Raw genomic sequence first — 15,099 nt, 5'->3', positions numbered from 1 at the left:
TGCTTTGCACAGGAGTTGGTATGAACGACAAATCCAGACTCGACACGCACGACGAACGTCAATCCGCTTATCGCGGCAACGGCAGCGACGCGTCCGTCGATGGCCAAGGCCGCAACGACCCATCGGCTGTACAGACCGGCGACGCACAGCCACCGCGCGACGGCACGCCGGAAGCGTTTAATCAACGCGGTCATGGCCATGGCGGTAGCTTGGGCGAAGGCGAGCCCGACGGCCACCCGGAGCGCGATGGCAGCACGCAGCCCAACTTTGGCCAGAGTGGTACGTACGGCAAGCAGCAGCACATCGAAGCGCAGCAACGCGCTCTGGATGACAACACTGATGAAACAGAAAATCACTAGGCACGGGCACGATCACGTGCCTTGTGTCTGCGAGCTAAGCTTGCTTGTGCGTGATGCTGCTGGCCATCACCTAGCAATCAAAATCAAGCGACATCGCTGAAACGACAAAGGGGCCTATGGGCCCCTTCTCCTTGTTGCATAGCAAGCGTGCTCAGGCGCGCGCGACCCGCGCTGAGGGCGCTTCGTTTGCCCACTCCGGTCGTACGCCTGCAGCCGCAGCGCAGCGCTCCAGTCGCCAAGGCGTGAGATGGCGCATCGCTTCGGCGCCGCCCATGTGTAGCCACTTGCTCAGATCGGCATCAATACACAGCGGCCGATGTGTGGGCATGCTCGCCGACGAGGCGACCAGCAGTGAAAACCCCATCTGCAAGCGTCCGCCGATATCCATTACGTTGCGCAGCCCAGCTGCATACACTGCGCTGCCGTCTTGGCTCAACCATGTGGCAGCAGTGGTGCCGTCCGCTGATGCAGTACAGACAAAGCCGCACAGCGGAATCGCGCAGCGCTGGGTTTCCCAGATGGCCAAGTCCACGCCACCTAGCCAACTCGGTTCCTGCAGATGGATCGAGCGCTGCTGCCCCGGTGCGCGCCGACCGAACGTGGCGCGCTCCTCGCGTTTGCCACCACGGTCGGCGACGAAAATATCGGCATCGGCACCTACGCCGACCTCGACCCATGCATTGCTCGCCACGCGGGCGGACAACTGAAGAATGCGCGTAATCATGATTACTCCACTGTGTGCATCTCAATGACTCCAATGGTTACGCACAATACGCGCCAAGTTTTTGACTTTTGTAAAGGTTGGCGCTGCAAGCGTTTCACGCGGCGTCGGTTGTGGCGCAGGCATTGGGAGCGCCGATTAGGTCGCAGGATCTGCACCGTCGCGCAGTATTTTCCGTGAGCTGCGCGTGTGCAGTGACGTGCAGCCTATGCACATGCAGCAGAGGCTGCTGCAATACGCAAACGCTGCATCGTTCACGTGTTTCAGGCGGCGCTACGCTGCTCGATGTTTTACTTTGATAGTCGCGTACGCCTTTATCGCGCAAAGCGGTTTGCATCCTATCGATGATGTGCATCGCAACAGTGCCGCAACGCACTCATGCATCCGCGCCGTTGCTTCAGCACATCGCGCGCACGCCGCTCACTCAACGTCATGCGCGCTGATTCAACCGTTTACCGGATTGAGCGGCAGCTGGATCTCGCATTCCAGCCGCGTGTCGCTGAGCTCGTAACGCGTCTGCGCGCCGTGGCTGTATGGCAAGGCTTTTTCGATCAGGCGACGGCCGAAGCCGCTGGCTTCGTCGCGGTCGTTGCGCAGCTGCTGGCTGGCACCTTCTTCGATCCACAACAACACCAGCCGCGCCGGTGTGTCGCTGCCGGACACTACCTCCCAACGGATCGACAAGGTGCCGGTGTCCACCGCCAATGCGCCATGCTTGAGTGCATTGGTGGCCAGTTCATGCAGCGCCAATGCCAACGTCTGCACAGTAGACTTGCGCAGCGCCACGTTCGGGCCTTCCACCACAATACGTTCTTGGTCCGGCTCTGCTCCCAGCGCGTCCAGTTCCATGCGCAGCAATGCACCGATGGTGGTGGGCATGTTGTCCGATTGCGACAGCAGCCCTTGCACGCGCGACAACGCCGCGAGCCTGTCGTCGAACTTGACCGCGAACTCGGACATGTTCTGGCTGGTCTGCACGGTCTGCTTGGCCACCGATTGCACCACGGTGATCAGATTGCGCGTGCGGTGCTGCAGCTCAGCCACCAGCACGCCCTGTTCTTCCTGCAGGCGGCGCAGGTTGTCCGATTCGGTGGAGGTGCCCAACCACTCCAGCACCTGGCCGCGTTCATCGTGCACCGCTGCGCTGCGTGTATGAAACCAGCGGTAGCCATGTTCAGCCGTATTGAACAGGCGATGTTCGATATCCAAACCGGCACTGGAACCACTCTCCAGCCATGCGTTCATGGTCAATGCGCGATCGTCCGGATGCACCGCCTGCAACCAGCCCAGTTCCAGACTCTCAGCATCGCTTTGGCCGGTGTAGCTGGACCATTGCGGGCTGGACCAGGTCCAGCGGCCGCCATCGAGCGAGCGCCACACCAACTGCGGGATACCTTCCATCAAGGTGCGCAGGCGTTGCTCGCTGCTGCGTAGCGCACGCTCGGCGCGCGTGAGCGGGGTGACGTCCATGAAGGTCAGCACCGCACCACCGATGAAATTGTCCACGGTGCGATACGGCAGTACGCGCACCATGTAGCGCGCATGCGTGGTGGGGTTTTCGACCTCGCGATTGAGCACGGCCAGGGTGCGAATCACCCGGCGCGCATCGTCTTGCAGTTCGTCGTAATCCACATGCAGCTTGATATGGCTGATCGGGCGCTGGATGTCGCTTTCCACCAGCGGCAGGATGTCGGTAACGGCCGGGGTGAAGTTGGTGACGCGCAATTCGTTGTCGAGGAAGATGGTGGCGATCTGGGTGCTTTCCAGCAGGTTTTTCAAATCGCTATTGGCATGCGCCAACTCCTGCACGCGATGGGCCAGTTCGCCGTTGACGGTGGTCACTTCCTCGTTGACCGATTGCAGCTCTTCCTTGGAGGTTTCCAGCTCTTCATTGGCGCTCTGCAGTTCTTCGTTGAGCGACTGGTATTCTTCGTTGGAGGACTTGAGCTCTTCGTTGGTGCTTTCCAACTCTTCGATCATCGATTGCAGGCGATCGCGGGTGATGCGCAGTTCGTTTTCCAGCACTTGCACATGACCATCGTCGTGCACGCTGTCGTGTGGCGCGGGCAGCTCCACCGGTTCGCGCGCTTCCACTTCCTGGAACAGCACTACGTAGCCGCGCGGCACCTCAGAGTCGGCGGTCGGCTCGACGAACAGGTTCACCGCCCAGGTCGCCGCATCTTCGTGCACCTGGATGCCCTTGACGTGCACCGGTGAGCGGTCGCGTTCGGCGCGGCTGAGCGCGCTGCGCAAGTCCAGGCGCAAATCGCGATGGATCAGGTTGAGCAGGTTGAGGCTGGGGGTACCGCCGCCAGGGCGGATGAAGCGCCCCGCATGCGACGAGAAATGCAGCACCTCGAATTGCTCGTCCAGCACCGCATACGCTGGCGCGTAACGGTCGGCGATGCGCTCGCCAACGCGCACCAATGCGCTGCTGGGGCTACGCTGGCGTATCGGTGAGGCAGTCGCCCTGCCAGCAACCACAAGTTGCATGGTCGGAAAGGTCGCGTGCACGTTGCTGTCGGCATCAATGCGTTGGAAGACCCGAAAGCTTCGCTCAACCGGGGTGAACAATTGCGCGTGCCGCGAGACGTTTTCTGCATTGCCCAGGAACAGATAACCGCCCGGACGGATGGCGAAATGAAAGATCGGGATCACCCGATTCTGCAATTCGGCATCCAGATAAATCAGCAGATTGCGGCACGACACCAGATCCAGCCGCGAAAACGGCGGGTCCTTGACGATGCTGTGCTGGGTAAACACGCACAGCTCGCGCAGCTCCTTGCTCACCACATAGGTGTCGCCTTCCTTGACGAACCAGCGCCGCAAGCGCTCTGGCGCAACTTCACCGACGATGCTGGATGCATAGCGCCCCACCCGCGCAGTGGCCAGTGCGCGCCCGTCGATATCGCTGGCGAAGATCTGGATGCGTGGCGCGGTGTCCAGGGTTTCGGCGTGTTCGCGCAGCAGCATCGCCAGCGAATAGGCCTCTTCGCCCGTGGAGCAGCCCAGCACCCAGATGCGCAGGCTGTCGCCGGTGTGTTTGCCCTGGAACAGCCGCGGAATCACCTGTTGCTCGAGGAATTCGAACTCGCGGCGGTCGCGAAAGAACTTGGTCACGCCGATCAGCAGGTCGTTGAACAGCTGCAACGGCTCGTCGAAACGATTGCGCAATACTTCCAGATACTGCTCCAGCATTCCCACTTGCGCCACCTGCATGCGCCGTTGCACGCGGCGCAGAAAGGTGGCGCGCTTGTAGCCATGAAAATCGTGGCCGGTGGCGTTGCGCAGGATGGCGGCGATCTGGCTGAGCTTGTCGCTCTCGTTGCCATTGCGCACCCCCTTTGGCTCCGGATGACCGAAGCCATGATGGCGTTGCATGTGCGCGGCGATACGCGCAGCCACTTGTGGCAGCGGCAGGATGTCGTCGGTGATGGCGGCCGGGTTGCTGGCGCTGCGCAGGTCCAGCCCGTGCAGTGCGGCATCGTCCACGGCCAGCGCCAGACCGCCGCACTCGCGGATCGCCGCGGTCCCCAGCGTGCCGTCGCCATCGAAGCGGCCCATGATCAGGCCGATCACATTGCCGTCCTGGTCGTGTGCCATCGAGACGAAGAAGCTGTCGATCAGCCCGTGGTCGCTCTCGCCCCCCGGCAAGGCGCGCAGACGGATGCGCCCTTCTTCCAACGTAACGACCGTATCGGCCGGCGGCAGATAGAAGCGCCCCGGTTGCAGCCGGTCACCATCATTGGGCACCGAGAGCAGGGTGGCCTGCCTGCCAAGCAGTTCGCGCAAACGCGCCTGGTCCAATAATTGTCGGTCGCGCAGCAGCAGCATGATGGCCAGATTCGAAGCGCCGGCAACCGCATCGAGCAATTCTGCAAGGCGATCCGCGTCCATGCCGGCGGCGCCCACGCCAAGCACGAATAAGGGCGGCTGCGTGTTCGCATCCGTGGCGATGTCGTTGGTGGAAGTTTCGTCGTCGGTCATGGCGGGACTATCGTCGCAGCGCTGGGTTCAAGCGCAATCGGTGATGATCGCGCAAAGCACTGCGCACTGTCATGCAGCAGCTGCGCAATGCCGGCAGAATTGCAGAGACCGGTCTTGGAAGCGTCTGCTTACGCGCCGCGTTAACTTGCGTTGCGCGCACCATGCGCACGCGCGTCGTCGGATGCGCCACCGCTCTGGAGCCTGTCATGCACGACACTGCACTCACCGGCCGCCGCATTCTTGTGGTCGAGGACGATTACCTGCTGGCCGAATCGCTCAACGACTTGCTGCTGGAAGCCGGCGTCAGCGTCGTCGGCCCGGTGGGCAATGTGCCCGATGCGCTCTCGCTAGTGGCATCCGGTCAGGCCATCGATGGCGCGTTACTGGACGTCAATTTGCGCGGCCAGGCGGTGTTTCCGGTCGCCGATGCGTTGATGGAGCGCGGCGTGCCCTTTTCGTTCTGCTCCGGCTACGACCGGTATACCTTGCCGCCGCGCTTTGCACATCTGTCGTACTGCATGAAACCCTATAACCCGCGCACGATCACCACCTTGCTCAATCACCAGACCTAGCCGGCCAATCACTGATCGGTGTTTGCGCCAGGCGCAGTATCACCGGGACGCTCGCTGGCCTGCTGCAGGGAGCGCTCTTCTTCGCCAAGCTGATTGAGCAGCTCGACTGCAGACTGATGCGCGGTGCGCAGCGTTTCCAATGGCTTGGATGTTTCGGTGCGCAAGGCGTACAACGCAAAGCCCATTACGTTGAGACGGTTGCGCAACTGGTGCAGCAGCTCGCGCCGCTGCCCACGCGGTGCGTCAGTCACTACGCATCCTTGTCGCTGAGCCGGTTGTGCAAGGTACGCACGCTAATGCCCAGTTCGCGCGCCGCGGCCTTCTTGTTGAAGCGCGTGCGCGCCAGTGCGGATTCGATCATGGCGTCTTCGGCCTGACGCATGGTCCAGCCGGCAGGAATCAGCAAGCCGTCTTCGTCGGCCTGCGGTACCGCCTGCTCCACATCCGGGGCGCTCACCAGATCGCCATCGGAACGCAGATACAGATAATGGATAAACGAGCGCAGCTCGCGCACGTTGCCCGGCCAGGTGTGGTACGCCAGATAGCGCAGCAGCGACTTGGTCGGCAATTTGCGTTTGCCGTACTTGACGTTGAGCTCGTCGATCACGCGCAGCCCCAGCAGGCGCGCGTCGCCGCGGCGCTCGCGCAGTGGCGGCACCTGGATCGGGTATTCATTGAGACGGTAGAACAGGTCTTCGCGCAGCACCGCCTGCTCGCGCTGCACGTGCTGATGGGTGGCTGCCACCACGCGCGCGTCCAGCGCGATTTCTTCGTTGCCGCCCACGCGCATGAAACTGCGCGATTCGATCGCCCGCAGCAGATAGACCTGCAGCCGCTTGGGCATTTCGCCAATTTCGTCCAGGAATAGCGTGCCGCCTGCGGCCTGCTCCAGAAACCCGGCGTGCCGACGGTCGGCGCCGGTGAAGCTGCCGCGTTCATGGCCGAACAACTGGCTGGCCAGTAACTCTTCCGGGATGGCGCCGCAGTTGACGGGCACGAAGCGGCCGCTGCGGCCGGACACGCGGTGGATGGCGCGCGCGACCAGATCCTTGCCGGTGCCGGTTTCGCCGGTCACCAGCACATTCAAATCGGTCGGCGCCACACGCACGATTTCCTTACGCAGCATCACGATGCTGTCGCTATTGCCGACGATGCCCAGGTTGCCTTGTTGCGCTTCGCGCAGCCCGCCGAGCACACGCTCCAGACGTTCCGGCGCGAACGGCTTGGTCAGGAATTCGCTGACGCCGAACTGCTGCGCACGGCCCTGGGTTTCGCGCGCGTAATCGCCCGATACCACGACGATCTGGGGGGTGTGATCCGGGTCGAGCCGTTCGATCAGATCGAAACCGCTGCCGTCTGGCAGGCCAACATCCACCACCAACAGGTCTGGAAAGTTGCTGTCCAGCCAGCGGCTGGCTTCGCCAAGGGTGTGGATGCCCTTGGCGCGGAAGCCGCTATCGGTGGCGAGTTCAACCACCTGATCGCAGAACTCCACGTCGTCGTCGATGATGGCGCAGGAAAGACGGTCCATGAGCGCTTCTGTCCGCAATGACTGGTACATGTTCAGTTGAGAATTGTGACGGCTGCGCGAAATGCGCTGACACACCACGTCGGATTTGCATGCTGCTGTCACGGTCTGTGGATGGTGTGGCGCCCTTTCCCCAAGTCGAGCCCGCCGTGACGGCTGGGGGCGAAGTACGCATGGAAGCGCTCGATTGCGCTAGTGCCAAGCGTCATGGTCGCGGTCGGTCGCCGTCTCGAGAATGCCGAAACGCCAAAGAGTGCAAGGTTTGCAGCGGCACTCACACCAGTCCGAGGGCAGGTGCTGTGTTGGTCAAGCGCTGGTTCAGCTCGCTTGCGGGTGTGCATCGGTGCCAGGATATCAGCCGGAGCTGACGTAAGCCGACTCCGCCGTGGCGCCGCATGAACCCGTCAGAAAACCGCGTCGGGTCCGCTGGGTTACCCACAGCCTACGCACTGATTGTGGAGAGAGCGTGCAAAGCACGCTCACGCACTTCTCCGGCGTTGCCACCAACACTCGCCGCTTACAGCGAAACGAGGTGTCTTATGCACGCAGTCTCCGCGCCCGTGCAGGCCGATGCGCAAACGGAGCTGGACTACTGGCGCGGCGAGCACCGCCGTGGTCAGCTTGGCTATCACGCCTTCGACGGTATTCCGGAAGGCACGATCCGCGCGGTTTGCGCGGCGTATAACGCACGTCCCCACTTGAGCGACGCAGAAGCGATCAAGGCAGTGCGCGACGCTTTATGCCTCACGCCGGGTTCGATGAATGCCGTGCTCGCAGATTGGCTGGCGCCGCGCTGCCTGCGCCATTTACGCGGAGCGTGATGCCAACCGCGGTTGTGTTCGCTTGATCAGCGCAGTGCACGCTTACGTCGACTGCCGGATGTGCCTGGTGCGCACGGTGCGCTCGATCACTCTTTTCCGCGCGTGATGCTTGTCGCCACCTGCTGTGTGCGCCACAAGGCGATGAACAGCATTCGCTGCCAATTGCGCCTGCTCGCACACGCTACTGTCGCCAGTTGCGCTTGTCGTCGCCCGGCTGGCGCCCATGCCGCAGACGCTGTGCTGGCACGGCCGCACACCGCCAGGCGTTAGGAGAGACCTGTGGAAGCGCTGCTGCTATCCCGTATCCAGTTCGCCTTCGTCATTTCCTTCCATGTGCTGTTTCCGGCCTTCACCATTGGTCTGGCGAATCTGCTGGGCTTTTTGGAATGGCGCTGGCTGCGCACCCACGACCAAGCCTGGAAGCGGCTGTACTTTTTCTGGTTGCGGATCTTTGCGGTGTCGTTCGGCATGGGCGTGGTCAGCGGCATCGTGATGGCGTTTCAGTTCGGTGCCAACTGGCCCGAGCTGAGCCGCATCGCCGGCAGCGTGATCGGCCCGCTGCTGAGCTATGAGGTGCTCACTGCGTTCTTTCTGGAAGCCAGCTTCTTGGGCGTGATGCTGTTTGGCTGGGGCCGCGTGTCGGAGCGCTTACATTTTTTCGCGACCTGCATGGTGGCAATCGGTACGCTGGTGTCCACGTTCTGGATCCTCTCGTCCAACAGCTGGCTGCACACCCCGCGCGGCTACGCGATCTTCAACGGCATCGTGCAGCCGGTCAGCTGGATGCAGATCATCTTCAACCCGTCGTTTCCGTATCGTCTGGTGCACATGGCGCTGGGCTCGTTCATCACCACCTGCTTCGTAGTTGGCGGCGTCGGCGCGTATTACCTACGCAAAGGGCTTCACCGGGATGCCGGCGCACGCATGTTGCGCTTGTCGGTGGCATTTGCCGCCATCGTGCTGCCGATCCAGATATTGGTGGGCGACCAGCACGGGCTTAACACGCTGGAACATCAGCCGCTCAAGGTCGCTGCGATGGAGGCGCACTGGCATAGCGAGAGCAAGGGCGCCGGCGTGCCGTTGGTGGTGTTTGCATTGCCCAACGCCGAGGCCGAGCGCAACGACTACGAGGTGGCCATCCCGCGCCTGGGCAGCCTGATCCTGACCCATAGCGCCGATGGCGACATCACACCGCTGACCTCGGTACCGCGCGATCAACGGCCGCCGGTGGCGCCGGTGTTCTTCGCCTTCCGCATCATGGTGGGCCTGGGCATGGCGATGCTGTTACTGGCCTGGATCTCGGCCATTGCCTGGTGGCGTGGGCGCCTGCACGCCAAACCGCTGATCCTGGCCTGGAACGTCATGCTGCCCGCCGGATTCATCGCATTGGTGGCCGGTTGGTTCGTCACCGAGATCGGGCGCCAGCCATGGGTGGTGTACGGGCTGCTGCGCACCGCCGATGCGGTTGGCCCGCAGTCGCCGGTGACGGTGGCGGTGTCGCTGCTGATGTACGTCTTGGGCTATGCCTTCGTGTTCGGCTTCGGCATCTTTTATCTGACCAAGCTGGTACGCGCCGGGCCGCAAGCCAGCCGCGATGGTCCGGATGTGGCAGGTGGCGAACACACGCCGGCACGTCCCCTGTCTGCGGCAGATACATCACTGGAACAGGAGAACACGCCATGGAACTGAGTTACTGGTTGCCGGTGGTGTGGTTCGGCGTGATCGGCTTCGGCGTACTGATGTACGTGGTGCTGGACGGCTTCGTGCTCGGGCTGGGCATGCTGGCACCGTTTGCGCGCGACGAGCAGGAGGTGGATTTGATGATGAATACCGCTGCGCCCATCTGGGACGGCAACGAGACCTGGCTGGTGCTTGGCGGCGCTGGTCTGTTCGCTGCCTTTCCGACGGCATATGCGGTGATTCTGTCTGGCCTGTATCTACCGGTGCTGTTGATGGTGATGGCGCTGGTGTTCCGCGGCGTGGCCTTCGAATTCCGCTTCAAGGCGCAGCGCTCGCGTCGGCTATGGACATTGTCGTTTATTGCCGGCTCCATCCTGACCGCTTTCGCACAAGGCATCATCCTGGGCGCGCTGGTGGAAGGCATGCCACTGGAAAACGGGCGCTACATCGGCGGTGTGTTCGGCTGGTTCAGTCCGTTCACCATGCTTACCGGTGCTGCGCTGGTGTTCGGCTATGCGTTGCTCGGCAGCACCTGGCTCATTCTCAAAACCGAAGGCCGCACCCACACGTTGGCGCGGCAACTGACCAAGCCGCTGGTGGGTGTGGTGGTGACCTTCGTGGTGCTGGTAAGCGCGTGGCTGCCGTTCTTGAGTTCGCATGTAATGGCGCGCTGGTTCGAGCACGGCAATTTCTGGTGGCTGTCGCCGATTCCGCTGATCACCGCGGTCGTCGCGCTCGCGCTGTGGCGTAGCAGCGACAGCTCGCGCAGCGACGCCTCGCCGTTCCTGCTGACCCTGGCGATCTTCGTGCTGGGCTTTATCGGCTTGGTGCTGGGCATGTGGCCATATTTGGTGCCGCCGAGCTACACCATCTGGCAGGCCGCATCGCCGCCGTCGTCGCAAATCTTCCCGATGGTCGGTCTGGTGGTGCTGCTGCCGCTGGTGCTCGGCTATACGGTGTGGTCGTACCGTGTGTTCCGCGGCAAGATCGCGGCCGACGTCGGTTATCACCATCACCACTAAGCGATGGTGCCCATATCAAAACGCGTGCGCGATACGATGCGCCTGTAGATACAGTGATGCAAACGGACAGCGCCCGCATCTGCGGGCGCTCTAGTAATGCTGCTCATGGGCTTCAGCGTTTTTCCGAGCCATCCGGCCGCTCATAATCGTGCTCGGGATCGGCCTTGTTCACGTCACGGTCTTCGTCAGGCATGTCGTGCACCTTCCATTCGACATCCTCATTGCGACGCTCCTGCGGGGTAAACGGCTTCTTCTGGTCGTCTTCAGGGCCCCAGGGCTTTTTCGGTTCGTTGCCCATGCTCGTCTCCTGCATATTCGTGGTGACACAACGCTAGTCAGGCCTGCATTGCAACATGGTGAACGAAGCCGGGTGATGGCGTGAACATAGGTGTTGATGGTCGGCCTACGTTGAAGAGCGGATGCCCGGCCGCATCCGCTTCGCGGCTGCGCAGTTGGCTTGATCGCCCCTCTACCCGCCCGTTTGCGAATGCGGCGCTTCTACCGGCTTGGACTGCGGCGAATCCTTTTGCCGCAACCAGATGGTCAACACCACCAACGAGAACACCGCCAGGAATTCGCTCTGCCAGTTTTGCATCGATTCGAACCAGAACGATGCGCTGGTAAAATGCTCGAAAATCGTGATAGGTGGCAAACCTTTCTGCGCACGTTCCAGCAGTTCCAGCCGCCAGCTCCCAACCAGGTGCAGCACGAAGCTCATCAGGAACAACGCCCCGAACGCGATCGCCAGCGAGTGGTCGTACAGACGCCGCCATATTCCACCCGCGCGCACCGGCCAAGGGGTGATTCCCGGCTTGATCTCAGTCGTCTCTTCAGCGGGATCAAGCGGACGCGATTCGGCTGAGCCCACCTGACGCAACTTCACGGTGAGCAACACGTACATGCCCATCTGCAGGAATTCGCTCTCCCAATTCTCGAACAGGGCAGAGATGAAATGCGGGCTGTGCAGATACGCAGACAGCAGCAGCGTCGGTTGCCCCTGCTCGCGCAACTCGTCGTTGTACGCGTGCAATCCGGCATAAATCTGACACCCAATAAACAACACGGTCAACGCAAGCAGACACAACGACAGCCCATTACGACGCAAGAACATGGATGACCTCCTGACCAAGCGCGCAGTATCGAGCGTCCTCGGCAAAAGCGCATGAAGTTTGCGTGTAGCCGACCTGTTCTATGTGCGACGACATCGTCGATGAGGTGAATGCAGTGGGTATGGCGCGCTAGGCAACACACACAACGCCGACATCACTTAGCCCGGATGTTTACGCCTGAGTGACCAGACTTGCAGTCAACCAACGATCCCTACCGTCAGGAGACGACCATGCCTGTACCCAATTATCCGCGCCCGCCGTTCAAGCAGCAGCAGCAGAGCTTTCCCGGCCGCACCGAAAAGATGGATCCGCGCCCGGACCATGGCGAAGACAGCTACGTGGGCCACGGCCAACTGAAAGGCAAGCGCGCGTTGATCACCGGCGGCGACAGCGGCATTGGCGCTGCGGTAGCCATTGCCTATGCACGCGAAGGCGCCGATGTCGCGATTGCCTTTCTTCCCGACGAGCAGGAAGACGCGGCACGCATTGGCGCATTGATCGAAAAGGCCGGCGTCAAGGCGCTGCTGGTTGGGTGCGACATCAGCGACCCCAGCCAGGCAGCGGCGTTGATCGACAAGGTCAACAGCACTTTGGGCGGGCTGGATATTTTGGTCAATAACGCCGGCTACCAGAAATACTTCGAAAGCTTCGACGACATAACCCTGGACGAGTGGCGCAAGACCTTCGACACCAACGTGCATGCGGTCTTCAACCTGGTGCGCCTGTCGGTGCCGTTGATGACCGACGGCGGCGCCATCATCAACACCGCCTCGGTACAGTCGAAGAAACCCACGCCGAACATCCTGCCCTATGCAGCGACCAAGGGCGCACTGGCCAACCTCACCATCGGACTGGCTGGTGTGTTGGCAGAGAAGAACATCCGCGTCAATGCCGTGCTACCGGGGCCGATCTGGACACCATTTATTCCCTCTGGCATGGACGAAGAATCGGTGGAAAACTTCGGTGCGCAGACGCCGATGGGGCGGCCCGGTCAGCCGGTCGAGCTGGCATCGGCTTACGTCATGCTGGCGGCTGATACGGCCAGTTACACCTCGGGCACCTTGCTGACGATCTCTGGTGGTGCGGTCACGCTGTAACGCCCTCGCGCTGTCACCCAGGCCCGCGTCGCTTGTTGAGCGACGCGGGCTTTTTTATTGCGTCAATCTCTTTGCGCATCTGCGCGATCTCCGCGATCACAAGCGCAACGCGCGCCGCGTTCGCTTGTCTGTGCGGCGACGCGGGCGCGCTGAAACGCGGCGCAAAAACGCATAGCGCAGGTGAGTTTCCGGTCAACGTTGTGCTCGCGTGGCACACACCTACTCCTGCGGTTGCTCTCACGGTCCGCCACCTACCGTAGGTGGCGTTGGAGCGTGATGCACGACCCTCTTCGCAACAGTGCTGCTCACCACGCATCCGTGGCGCGGCTGCGAACGCACTGCTGGCACGACGACATCACCCGACACGCATCGACGCATGCGAAGTGGTGCATCCGCGCCATTGGCAGGCCAGCGCAGCAGCGCCTCTATAAGACAGAAAAACCATGAGAATTTTGGTCACCGGCGGTACCGGCTATATCGGCTCACACACCTGCGTGGAACTGGCGCGGCGTGGGCATGAGATGTGCATTGTCGATAATTTGAGCAATTCGTCCGAGCGCGTGCTCGACCATCTGCAGCACCTGATGGGGTACCGCCCGGAGTTTCATTGCATGGATGTCCGTGCGCCTGAGCTTGCCGACTTAATGATCACCAAGCGTATCGACGCAGTACTGCATTTTGCCGCGCTCAAAGCAGTGGGCGAATCGGTCCGCGAGCCGCTGCTGTACTTCAACAACAATGTCACCGGCACGCTGGCGTTGCTGCGCGCGATGCGTACCGCCAAAGTCTGCAAGCTGGTGTTCAGTTCGTCGGCCACTGTGTATGGCGACGCCAACCGCAGCCCGATCGAAGAGAACGCGCCGTTGAAGGCGATTAATCCGTACGGGCGCACCAAGTTGATGATGGAAGAAATGATCGGCGACCTCAGCGCCGCATGGCCAGAATTCAACGCCGCATTGCTGCGCTACTTCAACCCGGTGGGCGCGCACCCCAGTGGGTATCTGGGCGAAGATCCGCGTGGCGTGCCGAACAACCTGATGCCGTACATTGCACAGGTTGCAGTGGGGCGCCGCGATGCGCTGCAAGTCTTCGGCGACGACTACCCCACCGACGACGGTACCGGGGTGCGCGACTATCTGCATGTGATGGATCTGGCGCGTGCGCATGTGGACGCCATCGATTACCTGCAGCGCGAACGCAAGGGCTTGGTGGTCAATCTGGGCACCGGGCGCGGCTACAGCGTGCGCGAGGTGGCGGCCGCATTTGCACGCGCCAGCGGCCGACGCATCCCACTGAGCATCGCGCCGCGCCGCGATGGCGATGTGGCGGTGTATTTCGCCAGCACCGCGCTGGCCAACCGGGTGCTGGGCTGGAAGGCCGAATACGACCTGGACCGCATGTGCCGCGATACCTGGCGCTGGCAGTCGATGCATCCGGAAGGCTATGCCGACTCGCGTTTGCCACGCCAGCGCACCCCGGCAGCCGCACCCGAGCGCGAGATTGCGCGCGAACTGCTCGCACCGGCGCGCCGGCTGTTGCCGAGCCCGGATACACGCCGTCGCAGCGAACCGGCACGCACGCTCGTGGTTGCCGACAGTCTCTCCCGCGCGTGATGCGCGGCCCGTCTTTTATTGCAAGGATATTCCATGAGTTGGGCTGGTGAGTTCCAATACGCGATCGGCAAGACCCGCCGCGCCGTTCCATCCGACAGCACGCCACAGTTCGATCCGGCACGGCCCACGCTGTTGTGTCTGTCGCATCTGCGCTGGAGTTTTGTCTATCAACGCCCGCAACACCTGATGTCGCGCTTTGCGCGCGACGCCAACGTGCTGTTTTGGGAAGAACCCATCGCCTGCGATGAGGCCACGCCATGGCTGGAGGTGCGCGGCGAGGAACGCGGTGTGCACGTGTTGGTGCCGCGTCTACCTGCAGGGTGTGAGGGTGAGGATGCCGTGCAGGTGAAAGGATGGTCTGATCAACGCGACCGGAAAACGAAGCAACCGCATCCGCCGCGCTGAGGGCGCTCAAATCGCCGATTTTTTGCCGGTTTCGGCCGTTTGCGGGGTGTTGCCTGGGTTACAGGCACAGCTTCCCCGCAGCAGGCATTAACGCTTTGCGCGTCAGCCACAGATTCGACAGTGCAAACAGCGTCAGCACCTGTGCGGTGTTCTTCGCCAAACCGCGATAGCGCACCTTGACGTAA

General features: G+C 62.0%; 13 protein-coding genes and 3 pseudogenes. 8 read left to right on the top strand and 8 right to left on the bottom strand.

The features are described 5' to 3' along the window. Window positions 1–20 precede the first annotated feature (20 nt). Window positions 21–359, top strand: a complete 339-nt coding sequence (locus tag NX05_RS16365; RefSeq protein WP_010365402.1) for a hypothetical protein — start codon at window positions 21–23, stop codon at window positions 357–359. 151 nt (window positions 360–510) lie between these two features. On the opposite strand, the gene NX05_RS16360 is transcribed toward NX05_RS16365, so the two are convergent. The 3 genes and pseudogenes from NX05_RS16360 to NX05_RS16355 form a co-directional block, all read right to left on the bottom strand. Continuing rightward, window positions 511–1,083 carry a hypothetical protein gene (locus NX05_RS16360; protein ID WP_010365400.1) on the bottom strand — a complete coding sequence of 191 codons (573 nt, stop codon included), beginning with the start codon at window positions 1,081–1,083 and terminating at the stop codon, window positions 511–513. A 21-nt stretch (window positions 1,084–1,104) separates the two neighbouring features. Beyond that, a pseudogene (locus NX05_RS25280) lies at window positions 1,105–1,296 on the bottom strand (hypothetical protein). A 228-nt stretch (window positions 1,297–1,524) separates the two neighbouring features. Continuing rightward, a complete protein-coding gene (locus NX05_RS16355) occupies window positions 1,525–5,067 on the bottom strand; it encodes a CheR family methyltransferase (protein ID WP_039431276.1) in 3,543 nt (1,180 codons plus the stop codon). Between the two features lie 206 nt (window positions 5,068–5,273). Between NX05_RS16355 and NX05_RS16350 the strand changes: the two genes are divergently transcribed. Next, entirely contained in the window at window positions 5,274–5,639 is a 366-nt protein-coding gene (locus tag NX05_RS16350) for a response regulator (RefSeq protein WP_039431279.1), read from the top strand. Window positions 5,640–5,647: 8 nt separating this feature from the next. On the opposite strand, the gene NX05_RS16345 is transcribed toward NX05_RS16350, so the two are convergent. Then, window positions 5,648–5,890 carry a hypothetical protein gene (locus NX05_RS16345; protein WP_010365394.1) on the bottom strand — a complete coding sequence of 81 codons (243 nt, stop codon included), beginning with the start codon at window positions 5,888–5,890 and terminating at the stop codon, window positions 5,648–5,650. Beyond that, the gene (locus NX05_RS16340) at window positions 5,890–7,170 is read right to left on the bottom strand and encodes a sigma-54-dependent transcriptional regulator (RefSeq protein WP_017117241.1); all 1,281 of its coding nucleotides are present in this window, start codon (window positions 7,168–7,170) and stop codon (window positions 5,890–5,892) included. Before NX05_RS16340 ends, NX05_RS16345 begins: the two co-directional genes overlap by 1 nt. 536 nt (window positions 7,171–7,706) lie before the next feature. Here NX05_RS16340 and NX05_RS16335 point away from each other — a divergent pair. From NX05_RS16335 to cydB, 3 genes are all read left to right on the top strand, one after another. Beyond that, complete coding sequence (locus NX05_RS16335; protein WP_010365390.1) at window positions 7,707–7,988, top strand: hypothetical protein; 282 nt, start codon at window positions 7,707–7,709, stop codon at window positions 7,986–7,988. Window positions 7,989–8,267: 279 nt separating this feature from the next. Next, window positions 8,268–9,677 (top strand): cytochrome ubiquinol oxidase subunit I, encoded by a 1,410-nt coding sequence (locus NX05_RS16330; protein ID WP_039431284.1) that lies wholly within the window; start codon window positions 8,268–8,270, stop codon window positions 9,675–9,677. After that, window positions 9,668–10,690 carry a cytochrome d ubiquinol oxidase subunit II gene (gene cydB, locus NX05_RS16325; protein WP_010365384.1) on the top strand — a complete coding sequence of 341 codons (1,023 nt, stop codon included), beginning with the start codon at window positions 9,668–9,670 and terminating at the stop codon, window positions 10,688–10,690. The genes NX05_RS16330 and cydB overlap by 10 nt, the downstream gene beginning before the upstream one ends. Before the next feature lie 112 nt (window positions 10,691–10,802). Here the strand turns inward: cydB and NX05_RS16320 are convergent, their stop codons facing one another. Continuing rightward, window positions 10,803–10,988, bottom strand: coding sequence for a hypothetical protein (locus tag NX05_RS16320; protein WP_010365383.1), 186 nt, complete (start codon window positions 10,986–10,988; stop codon window positions 10,803–10,805). 171 nt (window positions 10,989–11,159) lie between these two features. Then, complete coding sequence (locus NX05_RS16315) at window positions 11,160–11,801, bottom strand: DUF6766 family protein (RefSeq protein ID WP_010365382.1); 642 nt, start codon at window positions 11,799–11,801, stop codon at window positions 11,160–11,162. Window positions 11,802–12,029: 228 nt separating this feature from the next. Here NX05_RS16315 and NX05_RS16310 point away from each other — a divergent pair, with 228 nt between their 5' ends. The 3 genes and pseudogenes from NX05_RS16310 to NX05_RS16300 all read left to right on the top strand — a co-directional run. Continuing rightward, window positions 12,030–12,896 (top strand): SDR family oxidoreductase, encoded by an 867-nt coding sequence (locus tag NX05_RS16310; RefSeq protein WP_010365381.1) that lies wholly within the window; start codon window positions 12,030–12,032, stop codon window positions 12,894–12,896. A gap of 443 nt (window positions 12,897–13,339) precedes the next feature. Beyond that, on the top strand, window positions 13,340–14,509 hold the full coding sequence (gene galE / locus NX05_RS16305) for a UDP-glucose 4-epimerase GalE (RefSeq protein ID WP_039431286.1): 1,170 nt from the start codon (window positions 13,340–13,342) through the stop codon (window positions 14,507–14,509). Between the two features lie 33 nt (window positions 14,510–14,542). Next, window positions 14,543–14,860 (top strand): annotated as a pseudogene (locus NX05_RS16300) (glycosyltransferase family 1 protein); the annotation flags it as partial. A 112-nt stretch (window positions 14,861–14,972) separates the two neighbouring features. On the opposite strand, the pseudogene NX05_RS23895 reads toward NX05_RS16300, so the two are convergent. After that, a pseudogene (locus NX05_RS23895) lies at window positions 14,973–15,099 on the bottom strand (IS5/IS1182 family transposase); the annotation flags it as partial.

Origin of the sequence: Xanthomonas vasicola (assembly GCF_000772705.2) — a bacterium.
Taxonomy (GTDB): domain Bacteria; phylum Pseudomonadota; class Gammaproteobacteria; order Xanthomonadales; family Xanthomonadaceae; genus Xanthomonas; species Xanthomonas vasicola.
The sequence above is the reverse complement of the archived record's forward strand: the minus strand, read 5'-3'. Positions and strand labels throughout refer to the sequence as shown.

Coding starts and splice junctions, on each gene's coding strand:
- NX05_RS16365 (WP_010365402.1), top strand. CDS start 21: ATGAACGACAAATCCAGACTCGACACGCACGACGAACGTCAATCCGCT.
- cydB (WP_010365384.1), top strand. CDS start 9,668: ATGGAACTGAGTTACTGGTTGCCGGTGGTGTGGTTCGGCGTGATCGGC.
- NX05_RS16340 (WP_017117241.1), bottom strand. CDS start 7,170: ATGGACCGTCTTTCCTGCGCCATCATCGACGACGACGTGGAGTTCTGC.
- NX05_RS16335 (WP_010365390.1), top strand. CDS start 7,707: ATGCACGCAGTCTCCGCGCCCGTGCAGGCCGATGCGCAAACGGAGCTG.
- galE (WP_039431286.1), top strand. CDS start 13,340: ATGAGAATTTTGGTCACCGGCGGTACCGGCTATATCGGCTCACACACC.
- NX05_RS16360 (WP_010365400.1), bottom strand. CDS start 1,083: ATGATTACGCGCATTCTTCAGTTGTCCGCCCGCGTGGCGAGCAATGCA.
- NX05_RS16355 (WP_039431276.1), bottom strand. CDS start 5,067: ATGACCGACGACGAAACTTCCACCAACGACATCGCCACGGATGCGAAC.
- NX05_RS16350 (WP_039431279.1), top strand. CDS start 5,274: ATGCACGACACTGCACTCACCGGCCGCCGCATTCTTGTGGTCGAGGAC.
- NX05_RS16315 (WP_010365382.1), bottom strand. CDS start 11,801: ATGTTCTTGCGTCGTAATGGGCTGTCGTTGTGTCTGCTTGCGTTGACC.
- NX05_RS16310 (WP_010365381.1), top strand. CDS start 12,030: ATGCCTGTACCCAATTATCCGCGCCCGCCGTTCAAGCAGCAGCAGCAG.
- NX05_RS16320 (WP_010365383.1), bottom strand. CDS start 10,988: ATGGGCAACGAACCGAAAAAGCCCTGGGGCCCTGAAGACGACCAGAAG.